This is a genomic window from Streptomyces sp. NPDC041205 (genome assembly GCF_055591765.1).
This window is the reverse complement of sequence record NZ_JBVIZH010000004.1, coordinates 68,434-88,216: the sequence shown is the minus strand read 5'-3', so window position 1 is coordinate 88,216 and position 19,783 is coordinate 68,434. Positions and strand designations below refer to the sequence as shown.

General features: G+C 71.3%; 19 protein-coding genes. 8 read left to right on the top strand and 11 right to left on the bottom strand.

Annotation, left to right across the window (positions count from 1 at the left end; genetic code table 11):
- Window positions 1-85: 85 nt before the first annotated feature.
- Window positions 86-970, bottom strand: coding sequence for a DUF6397 family protein (locus ACZ6BG_RS20270; protein WP_469004108.1), 885 nt, complete (start codon window positions 968-970; stop codon window positions 86-88).
- Window positions 971-1,316: 346 nt separating this feature from the next.
- The gene (locus tag ACZ6BG_RS20265) at window positions 1,317-1,730 is read right to left on the bottom strand and encodes a roadblock/LC7 domain-containing protein (protein ID WP_469003216.1); all 414 of its coding nucleotides are present in this window, start codon (window positions 1,728-1,730) and stop codon (window positions 1,317-1,319) included.
- Between the two features lie 93 nt (window positions 1,731-1,823).
- On the opposite strand from ACZ6BG_RS20265, the gene ACZ6BG_RS20260 reads away from it, so the two are divergent.
- Window positions 1,824-2,252, top strand: a complete 429-nt coding sequence (locus ACZ6BG_RS20260) for a PPOX class F420-dependent oxidoreductase (RefSeq protein ID WP_469003213.1) — start codon at window positions 1,824-1,826, stop codon at window positions 2,250-2,252.
- A 19-nt stretch (window positions 2,253-2,271) separates the two neighbouring features.
- On the opposite strand, the gene ACZ6BG_RS20255 is transcribed toward ACZ6BG_RS20260, so the two are convergent.
- From ACZ6BG_RS20255 to ACZ6BG_RS20235, 5 genes are all read right to left on the bottom strand, one after another.
- Complete coding sequence (locus ACZ6BG_RS20255) at window positions 2,272-2,922, bottom strand: GTP-binding protein (RefSeq protein WP_469003209.1); 651 nt, start codon at window positions 2,920-2,922, stop codon at window positions 2,272-2,274.
- The gene (locus tag ACZ6BG_RS20250) at window positions 2,903-3,325 is read right to left on the bottom strand and encodes a DUF742 domain-containing protein (protein WP_469003206.1); all 423 of its coding nucleotides are present in this window, start codon (window positions 3,323-3,325) and stop codon (window positions 2,903-2,905) included. The genes ACZ6BG_RS20255 and ACZ6BG_RS20250 overlap by 20 nt, the downstream gene beginning before the upstream one ends.
- A gap of 17 nt (window positions 3,326-3,342) precedes the next feature.
- Window positions 3,343-3,777, bottom strand: coding sequence for a roadblock/LC7 domain-containing protein (locus ACZ6BG_RS20245; protein WP_468455689.1), 435 nt, complete (start codon window positions 3,775-3,777; stop codon window positions 3,343-3,345).
- The gene (locus tag ACZ6BG_RS20240) at window positions 3,774-6,353 is read right to left on the bottom strand and encodes a sensor histidine kinase (protein WP_469003203.1); all 2,580 of its coding nucleotides are present in this window, start codon (window positions 6,351-6,353) and stop codon (window positions 3,774-3,776) included. The genes ACZ6BG_RS20245 and ACZ6BG_RS20240 overlap by 4 nt, the downstream gene beginning before the upstream one ends.
- A 61-nt stretch (window positions 6,354-6,414) precedes the next feature.
- Complete coding sequence (locus tag ACZ6BG_RS20235; RefSeq protein WP_469003200.1) at window positions 6,415-7,188, bottom strand: MHYT domain-containing protein; 774 nt, start codon at window positions 7,186-7,188, stop codon at window positions 6,415-6,417.
- A gap of 153 nt (window positions 7,189-7,341) precedes the next feature.
- On the opposite strand from ACZ6BG_RS20235, the gene ACZ6BG_RS20230 reads away from it, so the two are divergent.
- A complete protein-coding gene (locus ACZ6BG_RS20230; protein WP_469003197.1) occupies window positions 7,342-7,941 on the top strand; it encodes a class I SAM-dependent methyltransferase in 600 nt (199 codons plus the stop codon).
- 62 nt (window positions 7,942-8,003) lie between these two features.
- Here ACZ6BG_RS20230 and ACZ6BG_RS20225 read toward each other — a convergent pair whose 3' ends face one another.
- The gene (locus tag ACZ6BG_RS20225) at window positions 8,004-8,759 is read right to left on the bottom strand and encodes an alpha/beta fold hydrolase (RefSeq protein ID WP_469004106.1); all 756 of its coding nucleotides are present in this window, start codon (window positions 8,757-8,759) and stop codon (window positions 8,004-8,006) included.
- A 121-nt stretch (window positions 8,760-8,880) separates the two neighbouring features.
- Between ACZ6BG_RS20225 and ACZ6BG_RS20220 the strand changes: the two genes are divergently transcribed.
- Window positions 8,881-9,402 (top strand): PadR family transcriptional regulator, encoded by a 522-nt coding sequence (locus ACZ6BG_RS20220; protein WP_469003195.1) that lies wholly within the window; start codon window positions 8,881-8,883, stop codon window positions 9,400-9,402.
- 24 nt (window positions 9,403-9,426) lie between these two features.
- Here the strand turns inward: ACZ6BG_RS20220 and ACZ6BG_RS20215 are convergent, their stop codons facing one another.
- Complete coding sequence (locus tag ACZ6BG_RS20215; protein WP_469003192.1) at window positions 9,427-10,332, bottom strand: oxygenase MpaB family protein; 906 nt, start codon at window positions 10,330-10,332, stop codon at window positions 9,427-9,429.
- Between the two features lie 99 nt (window positions 10,333-10,431).
- Between ACZ6BG_RS20215 and ACZ6BG_RS20210 the strand changes: the two genes are divergently transcribed.
- Complete coding sequence (locus ACZ6BG_RS20210) at window positions 10,432-10,731, top strand: hypothetical protein (RefSeq protein WP_469003190.1); 300 nt, start codon at window positions 10,432-10,434, stop codon at window positions 10,729-10,731.
- Window positions 10,732-11,208: 477 nt separating this feature from the next.
- On the top strand, window positions 11,209-12,129 hold the full coding sequence (locus tag ACZ6BG_RS20205; RefSeq protein ID WP_469003188.1) for a hypothetical protein: 921 nt from the start codon (window positions 11,209-11,211) through the stop codon (window positions 12,127-12,129).
- 67 nt (window positions 12,130-12,196) lie between these two features.
- On the opposite strand, the gene ACZ6BG_RS20200 is transcribed toward ACZ6BG_RS20205, so the two are convergent.
- A complete protein-coding gene (locus ACZ6BG_RS20200; protein ID WP_030359293.1) occupies window positions 12,197-12,379 on the bottom strand; it encodes a hypothetical protein in 183 nt (60 codons plus the stop codon).
- A gap of 106 nt (window positions 12,380-12,485) precedes the next feature.
- Window positions 12,486-13,550, bottom strand: a complete 1,065-nt coding sequence (locus ACZ6BG_RS20195) for a fatty acid desaturase family protein (RefSeq protein ID WP_469003185.1) — start codon at window positions 13,548-13,550, stop codon at window positions 12,486-12,488.
- Between the two features lie 247 nt (window positions 13,551-13,797).
- On the opposite strand from ACZ6BG_RS20195, the gene ACZ6BG_RS20190 reads away from it, so the two are divergent.
- From ACZ6BG_RS20190 to ACZ6BG_RS20180, 3 genes are all read left to right on the top strand, one after another.
- Complete coding sequence (locus tag ACZ6BG_RS20190) at window positions 13,798-16,677, top strand: DEAD/DEAH box helicase (protein WP_469003183.1); 2,880 nt, start codon at window positions 13,798-13,800, stop codon at window positions 16,675-16,677.
- Window positions 16,674-18,038, top strand: coding sequence for an SWIM zinc finger family protein (locus ACZ6BG_RS20185; protein ID WP_469003181.1), 1,365 nt, complete (start codon window positions 16,674-16,676; stop codon window positions 18,036-18,038). Before ACZ6BG_RS20190 ends, ACZ6BG_RS20185 begins: the two co-directional genes overlap by 4 nt.
- Window positions 18,039-18,393: 355 nt before the next feature.
- Window positions 18,394-19,764, top strand: a complete 1,371-nt coding sequence (locus ACZ6BG_RS20180; protein WP_469004104.1) for an esterase-like activity of phytase family protein — start codon at window positions 18,394-18,396, stop codon at window positions 19,762-19,764.
- The last annotated feature ends 19 nt before the right edge of the window (window positions 19,765-19,783 follow it).

Genomic DNA, 19,783 nt, shown 5'->3' with positions numbered 1-19,783 from the left:
GTCCGTCCGCTCGGAAGGTCCGCGCGCTGGTCGGGACCACCCGGTGGTCAGGTCCCCTCGGGTCGGCTGGATCCGCCCGCGTCGGCTAGGTCCGCCTGCGGCGCAGCCACTTGAGGAGCCCTCTCGGCTCTTCGCGTCGCCCGTCCCTGTCCGGCTCCGGCATACGGCCCTCCGGCGGCTCTGTCTCGTGCGCCCGCTGGCGGGGAACCGCCCCGGTGGTGGGCGCGGTCGGCCAGGGCACCGGGTCGAGCGCCGGATGGGGGCGGGGTGAGGCGGAGATGGGAGGGCGGCCCGGCCGGGGTGCGGGGCGCAGCCGCCTGGCCTCCTCCAAGGTGAGGATCACGTTGGCCCGCAGCCAGCTGATCTCGTTCGGGTCATCGGCGGTCACGATCCGCTCGACGATCCGTGTCGTGGGTGATTCAGGTGCCGCTTGCGTCAGCGGCTCGGGCTTGAGTCGGTTGAGGTAGGCGCGTTCGTAGGGGTCCCTGACCACCTCCGCGAGTTGCACCGGGTCGAGGAGCGACGCACCGGCGGCGGCGCGCTCCCACGGGTCCTCCGACTGACGCAACAGGAACCCCGCGTACCTGCTCCGCCAGGTGCGCGCCCGCAGGTCGGCGCCTCCTTCCAGCCGGGTGCGCAGCCCTTCCGGCGCACGCCCGGTGAGCAGGGTCGTGCTGGCCGCGGAGGCGGTGAACTGGCGTAGCTCTTCCTCGAGATACAGCCAGACAACCGCCCGGTAGCGATTCACGTACCACTTCACCGGCGTCAGCACACCCGCGCGAGCGAGACGTGTGAACCGGGCCGACGTGATGTCCAAGAGGGCCGCGCCCTCCGCAGTCCCCACGGTTTTGACACGTTGCCGCAGGGACTCCGGAAAGCCTGGCGCCGCGCGCACGCGGTCGATCTCCTCTCGCCGGACACGACGGCGTCCTCCGGCCGGATCCGCGACGGTACGAATCCGGCCCAGCATCACGGCCAAGTCGAACTCGCCGCGTTTCAGACCCAGTTCTCGCGCGGCACTGCTGCGCGCGACGGTCGGCGCCGCCCCGGCCCGTGAGGTCGGCGGGTGGCTTGAAGGACCCGAAGGGCTGGGCCTGGCCGACGCCGTGGCCGACCTGACTTGATCGGCCGCGCCGCCAGGCCCGAATGCGGGCCCCGGTCGAGCTGCGGCTACAAGATGGGCAATAGTCTGCGTGTCGCCCTTCATGGCGGTTCTCCCCCGTGCGTGGTCATTGCTCGTGGAAAAACCGTAGCCTGGCCGCCCCATGTCCCGCTCGACCTGTGGATAACTCTGCCTGAGCGCCCGTTTCCCCAGGTCAGAGGTCTACAACGGGCGTCTTTCCCGGATGCCGGGCGCCCACGCCGAGGTGTTCGCCGACGCGGTTCACCAGCAGCGTCATCTCGTACGCGACTTGGCCGATGTCGGCCTGCGCGGAGCTGAGCACGCACAGACAACTTCCGTCGCCCGCCGCCGTCACGAACAGGACGGCGTCGTCGAACTCGATCATTGTCTGGCGTACGTTGCCCGCGCGGAAATGGCGCCCGGACCCCTTCGCCAAGCTGTGCAGCCCGGACGACACCGCCGCCAGATGTTCGGCGTCCTCCCGTTCAAGGTCCGAACTCGCCCCGGTCACCAGGCCGTCGTTGGACAGCACCAGTGCGTGCCGTACGTGCTCCACTCGCTTGGTCAAGTCGTCGAGCAGCCAGCCGAGCCCCGTGTTCTGGGCCATGATCCCTTCTCCCCCTGCGTCGCTCCCCCTGGCTGGAGGATCTGCTCTGCCAGCCTTCCCCACCTCCGGCGTCCCGGCAAGCATGATGGGGACATGGCACAGAAGATGACCGATGAACAGTGGCGGGCCTTCGTCTCGCACGGCACCCGCACCGCGAAGCTGTCGACCGTTCGTGCGAACGGCAGCCCGCACATCGCACCGATCTGGTTCCTCCTCGACGGGGACGACCTGGTGTTCAACACCGGCAAGGACACTGTCAAGGGGCGCAATCTGGCGCGCGACGGGCGCGTGGCGCTGTGTGTGGACGACGATCAGCCTCCGTTCGCCTTCGTCCTCCTGCAGGGCCGCGCCGAACTGATCGAGGACATCGAGCAGGTGCGTCACTGGGCGACCCGTCTCGGCGGCCGGTACATGGGCGAGGACCGGGCCGAGGAGTTCGGCAAGCGCAACGGCGTACCCGGTGAACTGCTGGTCCGGGTCAGGATCGACAAGGTGCTGGCGTTCGACGCGGTCTCCGACTGACCGTCGCACCACGGACAACTCACCCGATGGAGTCGAGCAGCCGGGCGGTATGCCTCCGCCCGGCGTACTCGACCAGTCGGATCAACACCTCCTTCCCCGAATCACGGTCACGTGCGTCGCACAGCACCACAGGAGTCCCACGGTCGAGGTCCAGGGCACGTGAGACGTCGTGCGCGCCGTACGTCCGTGCGTCCGAGAAGCAGTTGACCGCCACGACGAACGGAATCTGCCGGTGCTCGAAGTAGTCCACGGCGGGGAAGCAGTCCTCGAGCCGACGGGTGTCCGCGAGGACGACGGCACCGAGCGCTCCCTGTGACAGCTCGTCCCACAAGAACCAGAAACGGTCCTGCCCCGGCGTCCCGAAGAGATACAGGGAAAGGCCGGCTCTGATCGTGATGCGGCCGAAGTCCATCGCGACCGTCGTCGTGACCTTGCGGTCCACACCTTCGGTGTCGTCGACCGACTGGCCCGCCTCGCTGAGGAGTTCCTCGGTACGCAGGGGCCGGATCTCGCTGACGGCGCCGACCAGGGTGGTCTTGCCCACGCCGAAGCCTCCGGCGACCAGGATCTTCAACGCCATGGCGGTGCTCTCGGCGGTTCCTTCGGGACCGGTGGTCCCGCCGGTCACCGTGGTGTCGCCGCCTGTGGCGTCAGAGCGCTCGGAGCCCATCGATCACCTCTCGCAGGATCTTCTCGTCGGGTAGCTGGGCAGGCGGAACGGGCCGGTGCACGACGACGTGGCCGCCCTCCATGAGGTCGCCGAGCAGCACCCGGACGACGCCCACGGGCAGGTCGGCACCGGCGGCGAGCTCCGCGACGGACTGGGTCTCGACGCGGCACAGTCCGATGAGCACGCGATGCTCCGGGCCCAGTGCCCCGTCGCCGCCCGGCCCGGTCGCGGCGGTTCCGGATTCGGTGAGGGTGACGAGGGCGATCAGGTCGAAGCGCACACCGCTGGGTCCCGGCCGGGTCCGTCCCCCGGTCATGGCGTACGGACGGACCAGGGGCCCGGCCTCGACGTCGTACCACTGGCTCCCGTGCCGGTACTCGGCACCGCTCCTGTCGTCGGTCATGCTGCCGCCCGCCTCGGTCACCCGGAGCCCGGCTCGCGGCCGGAGAAGCGCGCCGGGGTGTCCAGGTGCTCGCCGACGCGCTTGACCATGCGTGCCATCTCGTACGCGACCAGACCGATGTCCGCCGTGACCGTGCTGAGCACGGCGAGGCACGACCCGTCGCCCGCGGCGGCCACGAACAGAAACGCTTCGTCCATCTCGACCATCGTCTGGCGCACGCCCCCGGCTCCGAAGTGCCGGCCCGCGCCCTTGGCGAGGCTGTGGAACCCCGAGGCGACGGCGGCCAGATGCTCGGCGTCCTCGCGCGTGAGCGCCGTGGAGGCGCCGACCGCGAGCCCGTCGTTGGACAGCACCACGGCGTGCCGCACATCTCCGACGCGCAGCACCAGGTCGTCCAGCAGCCAGTCCAGCTCACCGGACCGTCCGGCGGTGAGACTCGAATCCCGGATCATGTGGGCTCTCCTTCGCTGCGGTCAGTGCTTGTGTGGGCCCCGTCCGGGTCCGGCACGGCTCCGATGACGCCGGGCAGCCGTCCGCCGCCACGGGCCCAGCCGTCCCGGTAGGCGGAGATGCGGTCCCGTACGTGTTCGGGGCTGCGCTCGTTGTCGCGCCGGGCGTCGGCGGCCCCGGGTGCGGCCGTGGGCGGGGCGTGGCGCAGTTGTGGGGCGAGGCTCGCCTGGCGCACCCGGCGTGGGAGTTCGTCCGAGGCGTCCGGGGCGCCGACTTCCGCGGTCCCGGGCGGCGCGCCTTCCGGTTGCTTGCGCAGGTGGAGCGCGGTGACGCCAGGGGGCGGCGGAGCGGGGCGGCCGGGTTCCGCCGTCGGGGCGAGGGCGGGGCGTCCGGACGTGGCGGTCAGATGGGCGTTGTGGGACGCCGACCCGCCCACCCCCGCGTACTCGGCGGCCTCGGTCTCACGCGTCTCTTCGTGCTCGTGACGATCCGTCGTACGCTCCGTGGGGGGCTCGGCAGTGCCACTGTGCAGCAGTGCGGTCGGCAGCAGGACCACGGCTGTGGTGCCGCCGTACGGCGAGGTCCGCAGGTGCACTTTGATGCTGTGCCGGGCGGCGAGCCTGCTCACCACGAAGAGGCCCAGTTGGTCGCTGTCGAAGAGGTCCAGCGCCTCGGACTGCGTGACACGGCGGTTGGCTTCGGCCAGGACCTCCGTGCCCATGCCCAGTCCGCGGTCCTCGATCTCCAGGGCGTATCCGTTGCCCACAGGTTCACCGCTGACGCGGACCTTGGTGTGGGGTGGTGAGAACTGCGCTGCGTTCTCCACGAGTTCGGCGAGGAGGTGGGTGAGGTCGGCGACAGCGCCGCCCACGACCTCGGCGGCGGGCAGTTGGCGTACCTCCACGCGCGCGTAGTCCTCGACTTCGGAGAGGGCCGCGCGGACCACGTTCGTGAGCGGGACCGGCATCCGCCAGGCCCGGCCGGGCGCGGCTCCGGAGAGGATGATCAAGCTCTCAGCGTGCCGTCGCATGCGGGTGGTCAGGTGGTCGAGGCGGAACAGGTCACTGAGTTCGTTCGGGTCGTCGGCCCTGCGTTCCATGGTGTCGAGCAGGCTGAGCTGCCGGTGGACCAGGACCTGGCTGCGGCGGGCGAGGTTGACGAACACTCCGGAGATGCCGCTCGCGAGTTCGGCCCGCTCGACGGCGGCGCGCAGAGCGGCGCGGTGCACCGTGCCGAGCGCTTCGGCGACTTGCCCCGTCTCGTCCTCGGCCGGGGGGCCTTGCGGCGCCTCTACGTGTATGTCGATTTCGTCCCCCGCCCTGAGCTTCCGTATGGCGTGCGGCAGTTGGCGGCGGGCGATCTCCAGGGCGCGGTTACGGAGCCCTACCAGTTCGACGACGAGGCCGCGGCCGATGCGTACGGAGATGACCAGGGAGGCCACCACGGCGACGAGCCCGAGGAACACCGCGGCCCCGGCCGCGGTGAACACACCCCGGGTCAAGGGGGCAGCACGGTCGGCTGCATCCTGTGCCGCTCGGTCGGCGATGGCTCGCTGCCTGTCCAGCACGGTCGCGTGGGCGGAGTCCCAGGTGCCGGTCGGGACCGCCGCGAGGGCCTGCTCCCCGGGCTCGGCGAGGAGCACCTTGTCCTCGGTGGCCCTCACGTCGGCGTACGCGGTCCCTGCCACGAGTCGCTGCCACGCGGCGCGTTCAGGGCCGCGCAGGTCGGTCGCCGCCGTCTCGATGAGTGTCTGCCGGGTGTCGGCGGCGCCGGTGAACCTGCGCAGTCGCTCGCCGTCGAAGGTACCCGTGAGCCGGGCGCTCGCCAGCAGCACGTCCTCGCGGGCCAGCATCTCGCCCGCCCGTGAGAATTCGAGCAGTACGCGCGCGTGGGAGCCCGATTCGCCGCTCTGGAGGGCGGAGAGCGCGCCATTGACTTTGAAGGCGGCGGTGATGGCCTGGGTGTACTGCCCGTACGTGTCGTCCCATCCGGTGCGACGGTCGAGCACGGACGTGCGCACGGTACGCAGCCTCTCGGCTCCCGTGACGAACTCTGCGAGCCGGTCCCCCACCGGTGTGGGAAGGCCCGCGCCGTCGGCCACGGTGTTGCCCTTGCCGAGGCGCAGCGTCGCCACTGCCCGGTCGGTGCGCGCGGCTTGCCGCTTGAGGGCGGCTGCGCGGTCGGCGGCGGGCTTCGTCGCGTACCGCACGGCGTCGGTGCGTTCGGCTTGGAGCGCGGTGACGGCCGCGACGACGGGCGCGCGTACCACGGAGTCCACATGCTGCGTCCGCCGCAGGCCTGCGACGTCCTGGGCGGTACTGACCGTCGCGAACGCCCACAGGGCGAGCAGGGAGACGACCGGCACCATGAGGAGGCAGACGACCTTGGCCCGGACGGTCCGCGGGCGCAGTCGCCAACGTGCCGTGGGCGGCGAGGTGACCGGCCGCCCGTCCGTACGGGGTTCCTCCGTGGCGCGGTTCTCGTGGGCGGGCGGGCCCGCGTGGGCACGGCGGCCTCGAGCATGTGCCGCACTCGGGTGTGGCGAGCCGGTTTCGGGGGTGGTCCGGGGTGTCTCCATGGCCTCCTCGCTCGGCAGGGTGCGCGACGTGTGCCTCCCGGCCGTGGCCGGTCCGCGTGTGCTACGGAGTGGCGCTCTCGACGGGCCGCTGGGCCGACACGGTGGCCGCCCGCTCACCGGCGGTCGGGGACAGTGCGACGAACGCCGAGGTCAGGAACAGGTAGGAGCCGAGGCCGACGGCGAGCGGAAAGATGAACTGCATCGTCGTCGCCCCGGGCAGCTCCGCACCCGAGGGCGTGACGCGGACACTGACGGCCAGCATTCCGGTGTAATGCATGCTGCTCACCGCCCCGCCCATGACGAGCGACGCTCCGGCCACCGCGAGGGGTGACGTGATGTTCAGGGCAGCCCACAGCGCGGCCGTCGCCGCGATCACGGCGATGACGACGGACAGCGCGACCAGCATCGGGTCGTACCGCACGTCACCGTGCAGCCGCAGCGCCGCCATGCCCAGGTAGTGCATGCTCGCGACCCCGAGGCCGGTGGTGAGCCCTCCGAGCGCGAGGGCGCGGCCGCGCTCACGGCCGTAGCCGACGGCGAAGACTCCCGCGCCCACGACGATCATCGCGACGAGCAGGCTCAGCAGCGTGAGCGGCACGTCGTAGCGGATCTCTGTGCCGCTCACGCCGAATCCGAGCATCGCGACGAAGTGCATCGTCCAGATGCCGGTGCCGATCGCGGAGGCGGCGGTGATGAGCCAGTTGCGGCGCGAACGTCCCGTGGTGCCCAGCGCTCGCACGGTGCACTGCAGTCCGAGCGCCGCACCGACGCAGGCCATCGCGTACGACAGCACGGGGGTCAGCCAGCCGAACGTGGCGTGGTCCAGGTGTCCCATGGCCCAAGGACGCTAGACCCGCCGGGGGCGCACGACGGGGGCGCAGTTCGAAAGCTGCCGCCGAAGTTTCGAATGCTGCCGTGATGCGACACCTGCTGTCCCTGAACGATCGCACCCCACACGAACGCATGCACGTGCGGGATCATGATTCGTATGACCGACGACCACACGCACGTCCAGGAGTTCTTCACCGCACGCGCCGCCGACTGGGACAGCCGCTTCCCGGACGACGGTCCGGCGTACCGCGCGGCGGTGGCCGAGCTCGGCCTGCGGCCGGGCGACCGTGTCCTGGACGCGGGCTGCGGCACCGCGCGTGCCCTGCCCGCCCTCAGGGACGCCGTGGGGCCCGCCGGCGCCGTCCTCGGGGCGGATCTCACCCCGGCGATGCTGGAAGCCGCCGTGCGGGCGGGCAGGGATGCCCACGGACAGCTGCTGCTCGCCGACGTGGCGCGGCTGCCGGTGCGTACCCATTCCCTGGACGCCGTGTTCGGCGCGGGTCTGATCTCTCATCTGTCCGAGCCGACCGCGAACCTCCGGGAACTGGCTCGCGTGGTGCGCCCCGGCGGGCTGCTCGCCCTGTTCCACCCCATCGGCCGGGCGGCGCTCGCGGCCCGGCAGGGACGTCAGATCACGCCGGACGATCTCCGCGCGGAGCCCAACCTCCGGCCGCTCCTGTCCGGTTCGGGCTGGCACATGAAGTCGTACGTCGACGAAGACGCCCAGTTCCTCGCGCTGGCCGTACGCGAAGGCTGACGACGGCCGGTGACGCCTGGTCCCAGCGTCTGGCGTCACCCACAAGCCGCTGCGCCAGCGGATCAGAGCCGGTCGGCGACAGCTGCAGCGAAGGCCGTCGCGCTGTCCAGCATGACGTTGTGCCCGGCGCCCGGCACAGTGACGACCCGCACCCCGGACGCCACCAGTTCCTCGTGGCCCTCGAGTTCGCCGCTCAGCGCGCCCTGCAGATAAACGCGCTCTACGGAGAGCCCCATCAGCATCACGCGCATGGTGGGGTCGGTGCCCCGGACAAGTCCCGTCGCGCTGCGGTGCAGTGCGCGCGGGTCGGCGAGCCGCATGGTCGCAGCCCACACGGGCCCCGCCTGCTCCAGCACACGGGCGTGTCCTTCCTTCACGAACTGCTCCTCTTCGTAGGCAGCGATTCGGCTGCTGCCCGCCGTCCGGGCAGGTGCCGGGTCGAGGTTGGCCTCTGTGAGGACCAGGCGTGACACAAGGTCCGGCCGCCGATGCGCGAGCACGATGGCGACGGAGCCGCCCATGCTGTGCGCGATGAGCTCCGCCCCGCCCACCGCGGCCCCGTCCAATGCGGCGGCCACGGCATCCGCGTGATCCTCCAGTGTGTAGCCGAAGTCGGCGGGTCGGTCGCTGAGACCGTGGCCCGGCAGGTCCAGGAACAGCGATCTGCGCCCGGCGAGTTCGGGCCGTGCGGCGATATGCGCGTGGTAGGCGGCCGAGGCCGCGCCGAGGCCGTGGACGTACACGCGCGCCGGTCCCGTGCCTTCGGACTCCGTCCACCGGATCCGGCTTCCTCGCTTGTCGAACCGCGCGTCACACATGGCCACGTTCATCCCCCTGCCCTCGCCCTGACGTCCCATTGCCTCAACACTCCGGAGACTATACATCGTCCTCGTAGTATTACGGGCTCGATGTACACCGTGAATGCGGCACAATACGGGCATGCTGGAACTCGCCATCCTCGGATTCCTCTACGACCACGCGCTGCACGGCTACGAGTTGCGCAAACGCATCACGGCCCTCACCGGGCACGTGCGCCCGGTCGCGGAGAGCACGCTCTACCCGGCTATCAAGCGCCTGGAGAAGGCCGGGCTGCTGGCCCGTGAGACCCAGCCCGGCGCCGTCGCCGCGCCGCGCCACGTCCTGAGCCTCACCGACGCCGGCAAGAGCGAGCTGCGTCGCCGTCTCACGGAGCCCGCGCGGGCGGACATCACGGACGAGAACCGCTGGTTCACGCTGTTGGCGTTCCTGCGCCACCTCGACGACGCCGACGCCCAGGCCGATGTGCTGCGGCGCCGTCTGGACTTCCTGCAGGAGCCGGCGAGCTTCTTCTACGAGGGCGACCGCCCGCTGCGTGCCGAAGAGCTCGACGATCCGTTCCGGCAGGGCATCCTCACCATCGCCCGCGCCACGAGCCGGGCGGAACTCACCTGGCTCCGCAAGACCCTGGCGTCACTCGGCTGAGGCCGGCGGGCGGTCAGGCCAAGGTCACTCGGGATGCGGCGCCGTCGACGGATCCGCGAAGCTCACCGGACAGCCGCGTACGCCGGGCACGGGGCGCGTACCGAGCTCGTCCACCCGGTAGCCGTCCGGATAACCCTTGATCTCACGGTTCTGCCGGGCGTAGTGCGGGGCCGTGCGCGGCGGGAGCAGGCGGACCGCGCGGCCCCGCAGCCGCACCGCGCCACGGACGAGCGTCCTGGTGACGGGATGGGGCTGGTCGTAGCGGAAGGCCTTCACCAGGGTGTCGTCGAGCAGGGCGACGGTGGCCGCGCGCAGGAGGGGAGCGAGGGGGCGGGGATACCAGGACGCCATCAGATCGATGGTCGCGTCGGAGACCGTTCGCGCGTCTGCGTCCCAGGCGAAGTGGGCCTCTTCGTAGGCGTCGAGGCACACGGCGAACTCCTCGTAGGAGCCGGGGATGCCCTGGACGCCCAGGTGCCGTCCTAGTGTGCGGTAGTACACAGCGGACGCGGCGGCCTCGTGCCGCGAGAACCGGCGCCATCCGTAGGTGTCGATCCACCTCTTGGGCGTCACCACGAAGGTGCAGAGCACGTACCGCATGTCGTCGTTGGTGATGTCGTAGCTGCCGTGCATCTGGTTGATGCGACGCAGGGCCGCGCGGCCCACGTCGCTGTCGAAGCCGTGCTCGACGACAGCGTCGAGGAGCAGGGCCGTGTCGTCGTACCGCTTCTGCGTACGGTCCGTCAGTTCCGCGGTCCGCGCGAGGAGTCGGCCGATGCTCGGGACGGCGTAGGTGCGGTAGAGCGCGAGCTCGAGGGCGCGGGTGAAGTCCCAGGGGAACTCGTACGTCGCCGAGAGCCGGTAGATCGTCAGGAAGTCCTTCTCCGGGTCCAGACGCCTGATCTGCCGGAGCCGTTCGTAACGCTTCACCGCACGGTCCCCCTTCTACAGCCGGGACTCCAACTCTACGTTGGGGATCTGCAGTTCAAGCGCTTCACGGCGTGACCCACATGGGGGAAGGCGGTCGGAATGTTCGACAAGATCCGCAAGCGCTGGCGTCGAGGCGCGTCGACGGACCCGGCGACACCTGCGGCGGTCGCCGAGAAGCAGCGCCCGCACAATCTCTTCGAGGCCGCCGCCGTCTATGTGGCGGCGTGCGCCGAGGACGACCAGGAGGGCGTCGACGAGGCCTCGGGCTGGGTGTCTCCGGAGGCCTTGTCCTTCGGGGTGAACGAACTCGCCTGCCGCGCCGTCATCGCTCTCGCGCGGGAGCGCGACGAGTCGCCGCGCGCCGTGGCGCGTACGCTCCTCGGCCTGCCTGCCGCCTGACGTCGGTGTGCGTCGGGTCCGGGCACACGAGCGCCGCGCTGAGGGGAACCCCTGACTCGGCGGCGTGCAGGAGGCGTTCGCGGACCTCTCGGGGCGTACGGGGCCGGTAGCCGGGCCCCGAGCCGCAGCAGTCCGGCCGGAAGCGCACACCGGCGGTCAGGAGGACCGCGAGGGCTCGCCATGCGGCGGTGTCCCTGCGCTTGGGCACGGCGAGGGCGGTGCCCGCGTCGAGCAGTTGGTGACCGCACTGCGGGCAGACGTCGTGGCGCACCCGCGCGAAGTCGGCCGGTTTCTTGAAGGACGCGCGGCACGGCAGACAGAGGAAGTGCGCTCTGGCGCTGGGCATGACCGGCAGCTTAGGTGGCCGTTCCGTCGGCGTACGAGCGAATTTCCTGGTCATCCACCCTCGACGGCGCGTTGAGCCAATGGTTAAGGTGCGCCGACGGAGCAAGCAGTGGCTGGTGACGGGGAGGCAGCATGGCCGCGACGGACGACGCTGTCGCCGCCGATGACGACGCGCTGTACGTGCTGACGGCGGTCTTGCTGACGCCCGCGAAGTTCCCGAGCGTGCTCGGCGACGACTATCCGGAAGCCTGTGCCGCGCTGGGGCTTCCACCGCTGGCCGCCGGGTACGGCCTGGTGCTCGGGCAGGACAGCGCCGGTGCGCGCTGGACCGTCGTCACCGACGATGTGTCGCTCGTCGCCGTCGCGATCGCTTCCTGGGACTGCGGCATGGAGTACGACCTGTCGCCCGATGAGCGCACCGTGGTCGCGGCGCTGCCCGGCTGGCCCCTCGCGGTGGCGGTCGCGGCCCCCGGCGTGCCCGCGCCGCACGACCCCGAGCCGGACCCCGAACAGCCCGACCAGCTCCCGCTCTCCCCGCCGCAGTCGGACGCCTGGGGGCCGGCCCAGCGCCGTCTGGGCGCCGACGAGATAGCCCTCCAGTGGGCCGCGTGGCGCGAGCAGATCGACGACGCGGACTTCGCCACGGACAGCGCCGCTAAGGAAGACGGCGCGGCGGGCGCCGGCGGTACGAAGGCCGAGCCCCCCGTGGACGGAGACCCGAGCGGGGATGCCGACGGGGCCCGTCCCGCCGGAGGGGGAAGCCCCGAAGACTCGGCCTCAGCGCCCTTGACCGGTGTGCGACGGGTCCTCGCCGAGGCGCGTGCGTACGTGGAGACGCCGCCGCCGCTGGGGCGGGTGCGGTCGTCCTTCGCCTCCGGTGAGGCACGCACGCTGCGCGCTGACGGTCCCGGCTGGTCCATCGTCGCGAGGACCGACGACATCGCCTTCGTCCTGCTCGACGAGGAGCCGGGAGAGGTGCTGCCGGTCGGACGCGGGCCGGAGCTCCCGGGGCTGCTCGAAGCGCTCGACAAGATGGCGGTGCGCCCCTCCTGACGCAGGCGTTCGGCACCGCCTCATGCCGTATCCGACCGTGCTGGACGCGCTGCTGAGCCTTGGCGGCTCAGCGGCCCAGCTCCTTGCGGGTGACGCGACGCAGCCTGCGCCGCTGCCCGGAATCGAGGGTCAGATAGGCCGCGGCCGGGACGCCGACCACGATCAGGAACGCAAGCCACCAGGGCAGCCAGATGAGCAGGATGAGCCCGGCCGCCACGCCTCCTGCGGCGATCTTCGCCTTCTTCGACATGTCCGTCGCCTCCTTCGCGGCAGGTGCCGCTCTCTGTCTTGAGAAACGGGATCGGACCGCACCCAGTTCCAGGCCGCGACCCTGACCAATCCCTGACGTGCGTCCCCTACTCGACCCTGAGTGCTCTCAGCGGTTCGCCCACCTCGTGCATGTGGCGAAGCACCTGCCGATAGGAGTCGACGAGCCCGGTCTCCGCGTAAGACATACCCACAGCATGACAGTGCGCACGGACAAGGGGCTGGGCGAGCCGCAGATGCGGCCGGGGCATGCTCGGGAAGAGATGGTGTTCGATCTGGTAGTTCAGCCCGCCGAGGAACCAGTCGGTGACCGCGCCGCCGCGGATGTTCCGTGAGGTGAGGACCTGGCGCTTCAGGTGGCCCCAGCGTTCTCCGTCCGGGTCGGGCATTTTCATGCCCTTGTGGTTGGGGGCGAAGGCCATTCCCAGGTGCAGCCCGAAGAGGGCCTGGTGGACGGCGGCGAAGGCGAGCGCGTGCCCCACGGGCATGGCCGTCAGCAGGAGCGTCACGTATCCCACGAGATGGGCGACCAGGAGAGGGCCCTCGACGGCTCGCTCACGTCGGCTCTGGCGGCGCAGGTCACGGAATCCGTACACCTTCATGGCGATGCCCTGGAGCAGCGTCAGGGGAAAGAACAGCCAGGCTTGATGGCGGGTGAGCCAGCGCCGGAATCCGGCCCGGGGCCCGGCCTGCCGTGCCGTGAACACCAGGATGTCGGCGGCGACATCGGGGTCCTTCTCGGTGTGGTTGGGGTTGGCGTGGTGGCGGTTGTGTTTGTCGTTCCACCAGCTCACGCTCATCCCGAGGAGCAGGTTGCCGTGGACGAGGCCGATCAGGCGCGCCACAGCGCGGTTGTCGGTGATCTGGGAGTGCCCGGCGTCGTGCCCGATGAAGGCGGTGCGCGCGCACAGGACGGAGAGCACCGGCGCGAGCAGCAGCACCCACCAGGTGTGGCCGATGGCGAACAGTCCCGCGCCGACGGCCGCCAGGGCCGTGGCGTTCAGGACTATGCCGCGTGCGTACCAGCCGGTGCGACGGTCGAGGAGCCCTTCCGTTTTGACGGCCCTCAGGAGTGGTGCGAAGTCGCTCCCGGAGCGATGCCGTGCGCTGACGCCACCGGGGCGTTCCGCGACGGCTGCGGCAGCCTGAGCCATGACGAGTTCTCCGGTCTCCGTGAGGATGCTCTGACCTCTGGAAACGTACGGATCTGTGACCTCCGGCGACCATGGCGCCACCCCCCGTGTTCCACCGGGGGCAAGCGCCCGCACACAGAGGTGCTGGGTACACCCTTCGCGAGAAGTGGCACGCATCACAGCACGCGAAGCACCTCAGGATGCAGATTGCGAGGTACTCTCGGCCGCTCCCGTCACATTAGTCAAGTTTGAGGAATGCGCCATAGCTGTGCACAAGCACTCCGCTGTCACCCCTTCCGAGTTCGCAGAACTGTCCCGTTGCTCTGTTGTGTTCGTCCCCGGTGACCCCGGACGCACCGGCCAGGTCGCGTTCTGGCATGCCGACGGCCGCACCCCGCCCGCCCCGGCGGTTGGCGACGCCGGTGAGCTGACGGTCGCCGTGCCCGGCACCGATGGCATCCACCTCGCCGTCGTACCCGCGGCGCTGCTGCCGGTCGGCGCCGCACTGCCCGTCCTCACCCGCGCACGGGCCGCGTCCGGCACGCACCCCACCGCCGCCTTCTGGGGGGCGGCGGCCGTTCTCGCCCTGCAACTGGCCGCCCGAGGCCTGCTGTTGCCAGGGCTCACCGACAGCGACCACGACGCCTGGCGTGCGGGCCCGCTCAACGCGGACGACCTGCGGCGGCTGCGTGACCTCGCGGCGTCGATGCCGCCGGCCGCCCACGCCGTTCCTCTCGACACCGACACGCCGCCGCGCCTGCCCGCACCGGAGCGGCTGCTGCGCCAGTTCCTCGACGCCGTGGCCGATACGCTGCCGCGCTCTCCCGCAGCCGCCGCGGCGGCCGGCCAGCCCGCGTTCGCCTCGCCGGAACCCCAGCACCTGCCCGCGCAGCGCACCTGGGCCATGGACGTCGCGGCCGGCCACGACGCCGGTGTGCGGATCTCACTGCGCGTCGAGGTGCCTGGCCTGCTGGCCGACACCTCCGCCGAGACCCGGCTGCCGTTCCGGGCCGTCCTGCAGATCCACAGCGTCAGCGACCCCTCACTCCTCGCGGACGCCGCCGAGGTGTGGGCCGGTTCCGGCTCCGCAGCGAGCGGCTTCGGGCCGCGCGCCCGGATGGACGCCCTGCTGGCCCTGCGTCGCGCCACGCGCGCGTGGGCGCCGCTCGGGCCGCTGCTCTCGGCACCGGTGCCGGACGCGGTCGAGCTCGCGGACGAGGACGTCACCGAACTCCTGGGCTCGGGAGCGCGCATGCTCGCGGCGGCAGGGGTGGATGTGCACTGGCCCAGGGAGCTGGCGCGCAGCCTCACCGCCCGCGCGTACATCGGCCCCGAAGATGCCGGGAGCGAAGGCGGGAAGGGGCCCGACAAGCTGGGGTCGGACACCCCGTCATACCTCTCGGCCGATGCGCTCCTCGCCTTCAACTGGCGTTTCGCTCTGGGCGACCAGGAGCTGAGCCGCGCAGAGCTCGACCGGCTCGCGGAGGCCAACCGCCCGGTGGTGCGCCTGCGGGACCAGTGGGTGCTCATCGACCCCCACGAGGCACGGCGCGCCCGCGCACAGCAGGACCACAAGGTCACCCCGATCGACGCCCTGAGCGCCGCCCTGACCGGCTCCACCGAGGTGGACGGCCGCCGAGTCGACGTCGAGCCCACGGGCTGGCTCGCGACCCTGCGTGAGCGGCTGACGGACCCGGAGGGCATGGAGCCCGTCGGACAACCCGCCGCTCTCGCCGCGGACCTGCGCGACTATCAGCTGCGGGGACTCAACTGGCTCGCCAGGATGACGTCCTTGGGACTCGGCGGGTGCCTCGCCGACGACATGGGCCTCGGCAAGACCATCACCCTGATCTCGCTGCATCTGCACCGTCAGACCGACGAGGCGACCGCGGGCCCCACGCTGGTCGTGTGCCCCACCTCCCTCATGGGCAACTGGCAGCGGGAGATCGAGAAGTTCGCGCCCGGCACGGCGGTACGCCGCTTCCACGGAGCACAGCGCGGACTCGACGACCTCGCGGACGGCGAGTTCGTACTGACCACCTACGGAACGATGCGACTCGACGCGAACCGGCTCGACGCGGTCGGCTGGGGCATGGTCGTCGCCGACGAGGCGCAGCACGTCAAGAACCCGTACTCGGCGACGGCCAAACAACTGCGCGCCATCGGCGCCCGCGCGCGCGTGGCGCTCACCGGAACTCCTGTGGAGAACAACCTCTCCGAGCTGTGGGCGATCCTCGACTGGACGACTCCCGGGCTGCTCGGCAAGCTCGGCACCTTCCGCACCCGCTACGCGCAGGCTGTCGAGAGCGGCTCCGACCCTGCCGCGGCCGAACGGCTCTCCCAACTGGTGCGCCCCTTCCTGCTGCGGCGTCGCAAGTCGGATCCGGGCATCGCTCCCGAACTGCCCCCGAAGACGGAGACTGACCGCGCCGTCTCCTTGAGCGCGGAACAGACGGGCCTCTACGAAGCGGTGGTCCGGGAGACGCTGGCCGAGATCTCCGGAGCCGACGGCTTCGCCCGGCGCGGCCTCATCGTCAAGCTTCTGACCGGGCTCAAGCAGATCTGCAACCACCCCGCGCAGTACCTCAAGGAGAACAAGCCGCGCATCACCGGGCGCTCCGGGAAGCTGGAGCTCCTGGACGAACTGCTCGACACGATTCTCTCCGAGGACGCGAGCGTGCTCGTCTTCACGCAGTACGTGCAGATGGCGCGCCTCATCGAGCAGCATCTGTCGTCCCGCGGCGTCCCCTCGCAGTTCCTGCACGGCGGCACCCCGGTGGCCGAGCGCGAGGCGATGGTCCGGCGCTTCCAGGACGGTGAGGTCCCGGTCTTCCTGCTCTCCTTGAAGGCGGCGGGTACGGGCCTGAACCTCACGCGGGCCGAGCACGTCGTGCACTACGACCGGTGGTGGAACCCCGCCGTCGAGGCCCAGGCGACCGACCGCGCGTACCGCATCGGGCAGACGCAGCCCGTGCAGGTGCACCGGCTCATCGCGGAAGGCACCATCGAGGACCGCATCGCCGAGATGCTGCTGCGCAAGCGTGAACTCGCCGACGCCGTCCTCGGCTCCGGGGAGGCGGCGCTCACCGAGCTGACCGACGCCGAACTGGCGGACCTGGTCGCGCTGCGAGGGGGGACGACGCGATGAGTGACACATACGACGAGACGCACGACGAGGCACACGAGGACAGCAGGACCGACGGCGGGGGCGACGCATTGAGCGGGCACGACGAATCGACCGAGCAGGACAACGAACGGACCTTCGCGGCGCTGCCTCCGGCCCACGGGCGGGGCTTCGCACAAACCTGGTGGGGCCAGGCATGGCTGAAGGCGTTGGAGGACACGGCGCTGGACCTCCAGCAGCTCAAGACGGGTCGTCGGCTCGCGCGGGCCGGTTCCGTGGGCGCGGTCTCCGTGCGCCCCGGGCGCATCACCGCGGTCGTGCAGGACAAGGACCGCACACCGCACCGCTCCGACGTGCTGCTCCAGGAGCTGAGCGACGACGAGTGGGACCGCTTCCTCGACATGGCCGTCGAACGGGCGGGGCACATCGCCGCGCTCCTCGACCGGGAGATGCCCCCGCACCTGGTCGAGGACGCCGCAGCCGCCGGCGTCGAACTGCTGCCCGGTATCGGTGATCTGGAGCCGGAGTGCGACTGCGACGCCTGGGACCACTGCGGGCACACGGCCGCGCTGTGCTACCAGATGGCCCGCCTGCTCGACCAGGACCCGTTCGTGCTGCTCCTGATGCGGGGGCGCGGTGAACGCGAACTCCTCGACGAACTGCAAGTCCGCAGCGTCGCGCAGCAGTCCGCGTCGGACTCCCCGCAGGAAGAAGCGCCAGAGGCCGCCCAGGAGGGCGTGGACGCCGCTGAGGCATACGCGGACGGCGCCGTGCTGCCCCCGCTGCCCGAACCGCCCGTTCTGCCCGCAGAACCAGGCCTGCCGCCTTCGCTTGACACGGAGGTGGAACCCGCGCCCGGCGTGGACGTGTCCGCGCTGGAGTTCCTGGCGGCGCGCGCGGCGGCCGAGGCGCACCGCCTGCTGGCCGAAGCACTCGCCCCAGGGCACGAAGAGCAGCCCGCCGAGCCGGGGCTGACGCTCGACGAGGATGCCGTCCGGCTCGCCGTCGCCTCTCCGGAGTCCGCGATCGTCGACCGACTCGCCGCCGCCTCGGGCCGCGACCGGGACGGTCTGGCCCGTGCCGTACGGGCGTGGGAGTACGGGGGGCGTGCCGCGCTGGCCGTCCTTGAGGACGAGTGGGCCCTGGAGGCGGACTCGTCGGCACGCGCGCGTGCCGCGCTGGACGCGGCCTGGGACGAGGGCGAGCGTCCCATGCTGCGCGCGGCCCGCAACCGCTGGACGGTGGCAGGTGCCGACGCCCAACTGCGCCACGGGCGCGACGGACGCTGGTGGCCCTACCGCAAGGAGCGCGGCCGTTGGGTGCCCGCCGGCCCGGCGGCGCACGACCCGGCGACCGCGCTGGCCGCTGTCACCGCGGGTGAGTGACCGGCACGGCGACTGTGGCTGAAAGCCAGTCAGCGGCCACCGGCGTGACGACGGTGGTGACACGTGCGCCGGGAACACCGGCGCACGCACTCACCCTGGTCAGCGATTGAGTGCGGTCATGACATCCAGGACCGTGGATCACGCCGGTTCAGTCGTGCGGGTCAAGCCGAAGGGGAGATGAGAGGGCGTTGTGCCCCCGCCACTGCTGATCGCCCCGGTGATGACGGCGCCTCCTGCCCCTCGCGGGAGGCGCCGTCGGCGCGTCGCCATGCGCCGTTCACCTTGGGGCTTCCTGGCGTTCGTGACGGCGGCGAAGGGTGGCGCCGTCACCGAAATCGTGCCCCCAGGAGGCCTGATGCCCTCGCGCGCCGCCGACCAGCGTCGTGTCCACCGCTCCGTCGTCTTCGGCGTCCCGCTCGCCCTGCTCACCGCCGCGGTGGTCACCGGGACCGCGGTGGGCGCGCCGACCGGCTCGGCGGACGATGCTCGGAGCAAGGTCCATGGAGCACGCGTCACCGCCACCGCGACACTCGGCGACATCCCTCTGGGCCCCTTCAGCAACCGCCTGCTCCCCGGCACCGTGCGAGACGACCGGAGTGTGGACCTCGGGGGCATCGGAAGCGACATCTACCCGGCGGGCCGCAAGGGCGAGTTCTGGACAGTCACCGACCGTGGCCCCAACGGCCAGATCAAGGTCGACGGGAAGAAGCGCCGCACGTTCCCCGTGCCCGGTTTCAATCCGGCGATCGTGAAGGTCCGAGTGTCCGGGCGCTCCGTGAAGGTGATCGACGCACTGCCGGTCACCACCCGCTCCGGGAAGCCCGTCACTGGTCTGCCCAACCAGGAGGGCCGCGACGAGGCCCCGTACACGTACAACGCCCAGAAGCCGCTCTCCTACGACCCGAACGGCCTGGACACCGAGGGCATCGTCCGGGCCAAGGACGGTTCCTTCTGGCTGGTCGACGAGTACGGTCCGTCGCTGGTCCACGTCTCCGCGCGCGGGAAGGTCATCAAGCGGTACGTCCCCAAGGGCCTGAAGCTGCGTGGCGCGGGCTATCCGGTGTCGGAGTCGCTGCCCGCGGTGCTGCTGCACCGGAAGATCAATCGCGGCTTCGAAGGGCTCGCTCTCCTGCCGAACGGTGAGCTGGTCCTTGCGGTACAGAGCCCGTTGTCCCTTCCGGACGGGGACGCGGGCGACGGCTCGCGGACGGCACGGCTGCTGCGGTTCTCGCCGCGGAAGCAGGCGGTCACCGCCGAGTACGCGTACCGGTTCGACCCGGTCGGTGTCGTGGACCCGGGCGAGGACGACACCTCCGAGCTCAAGATCTCCTCCGTGGTCGCCGTGGGCCGTGACCGGCTGCTCGTCGAGGAGCGCACCGACAGGGCGGCCCGGCTGCAGGTCGTACGCCTTGACCGGCGCGCGGACATTCTCGGCAGCCGCTGGGACGACGCGGCCACCCGCCCGTCCTTGGAGCAGTTGGAGGACCCGGCCGCTTCCGGCGTGCCGGTCCTGCGCAAGCGCCTGGTGGTCGACCTGGGCACCGTCGACGGCCTGCCCGGGAAGATCGAGGGCGTAGCCCGGGTGGACGACCGCACGCTGGCACTGATCAACGACAACGACTTCGGGATGACCGACGGGCCGGAGGCGTTCGACAAGCACGGCCGGCTGGTGGACAGCGGCATCGAGACCAGCGTGACGTACGTGCGGCTCCCCAGGGGGCTGTGACCCCCACTAGGCGCAGGAC

Bases quoted from the DNA above. Each gene is read 5' to 3' on its own strand.
- ACZ6BG_RS20235 (WP_469003200.1), bottom strand. From the start codon at position 7,188: ATGGGACACCTGGACCACGCCACGTTCGGCTGGCTGACCCCCGTGCTG.
- ACZ6BG_RS20270 (WP_469004108.1), bottom strand. From the start codon at position 970: ATGCTGGGCCGGATTCGTACCGTCGCGGATCCGGCCGGAGGACGCCGT.
- ACZ6BG_RS20240 (WP_469003203.1), bottom strand. From the start codon at position 6,353: ATGGAGACACCCCGGACCACCCCCGAAACCGGCTCGCCACACCCGAGT.
- ACZ6BG_RS20200 (WP_030359293.1), bottom strand. From the start codon at position 12,379: ATGTCGAAGAAGGCGAAGATCGCCGCAGGAGGCGTGGCGGCCGGGCTC.
- ACZ6BG_RS20225 (WP_469004106.1), bottom strand. From the start codon at position 8,759: ATGTGTGACGCGCGGTTCGACAAGCGAGGAAGCCGGATCCGGTGGACG.
- ACZ6BG_RS20260 (WP_469003213.1), top strand. From the start codon at position 1,824: ATGGCACAGAAGATGACCGATGAACAGTGGCGGGCCTTCGTCTCGCAC.
- ACZ6BG_RS20205 (WP_469003188.1), top strand. From the start codon at position 11,209: ATGGCCGCGACGGACGACGCTGTCGCCGCCGATGACGACGCGCTGTAC.
- ACZ6BG_RS20220 (WP_469003195.1), top strand. From the start codon at position 8,881: ATGCTGGAACTCGCCATCCTCGGATTCCTCTACGACCACGCGCTGCAC.
- ACZ6BG_RS20230 (WP_469003197.1), top strand. From the start codon at position 7,342: ATGACCGACGACCACACGCACGTCCAGGAGTTCTTCACCGCACGCGCC.
- ACZ6BG_RS20265 (WP_469003216.1), bottom strand. From the start codon at position 1,730: ATGGCCCAGAACACGGGGCTCGGCTGGCTGCTCGACGACTTGACCAAG.
- ACZ6BG_RS20195 (WP_469003185.1), bottom strand. From the start codon at position 13,550: ATGGCTCAGGCTGCCGCAGCCGTCGCGGAACGCCCCGGTGGCGTCAGC.
- ACZ6BG_RS20255 (WP_469003209.1), bottom strand. From the start codon at position 2,922: ATGGGCTCCGAGCGCTCTGACGCCACAGGCGGCGACACCACGGTGACC.
- ACZ6BG_RS20185 (WP_469003181.1), top strand. From the start codon at position 16,674: ATGAGTGACACATACGACGAGACGCACGACGAGGCACACGAGGACAGC.
- ACZ6BG_RS20180 (WP_469004104.1), top strand. From the start codon at position 18,394: ATGCCCTCGCGCGCCGCCGACCAGCGTCGTGTCCACCGCTCCGTCGTC.
- ACZ6BG_RS20210 (WP_469003190.1), top strand. From the start codon at position 10,432: ATGTTCGACAAGATCCGCAAGCGCTGGCGTCGAGGCGCGTCGACGGAC.
- ACZ6BG_RS20250 (WP_469003206.1), bottom strand. From the start codon at position 3,325: ATGACCGACGACAGGAGCGGTGCCGAGTACCGGCACGGGAGCCAGTGG.
- ACZ6BG_RS20245 (WP_468455689.1), bottom strand. From the start codon at position 3,777: ATGATCCGGGATTCGAGTCTCACCGCCGGACGGTCCGGTGAGCTGGAC.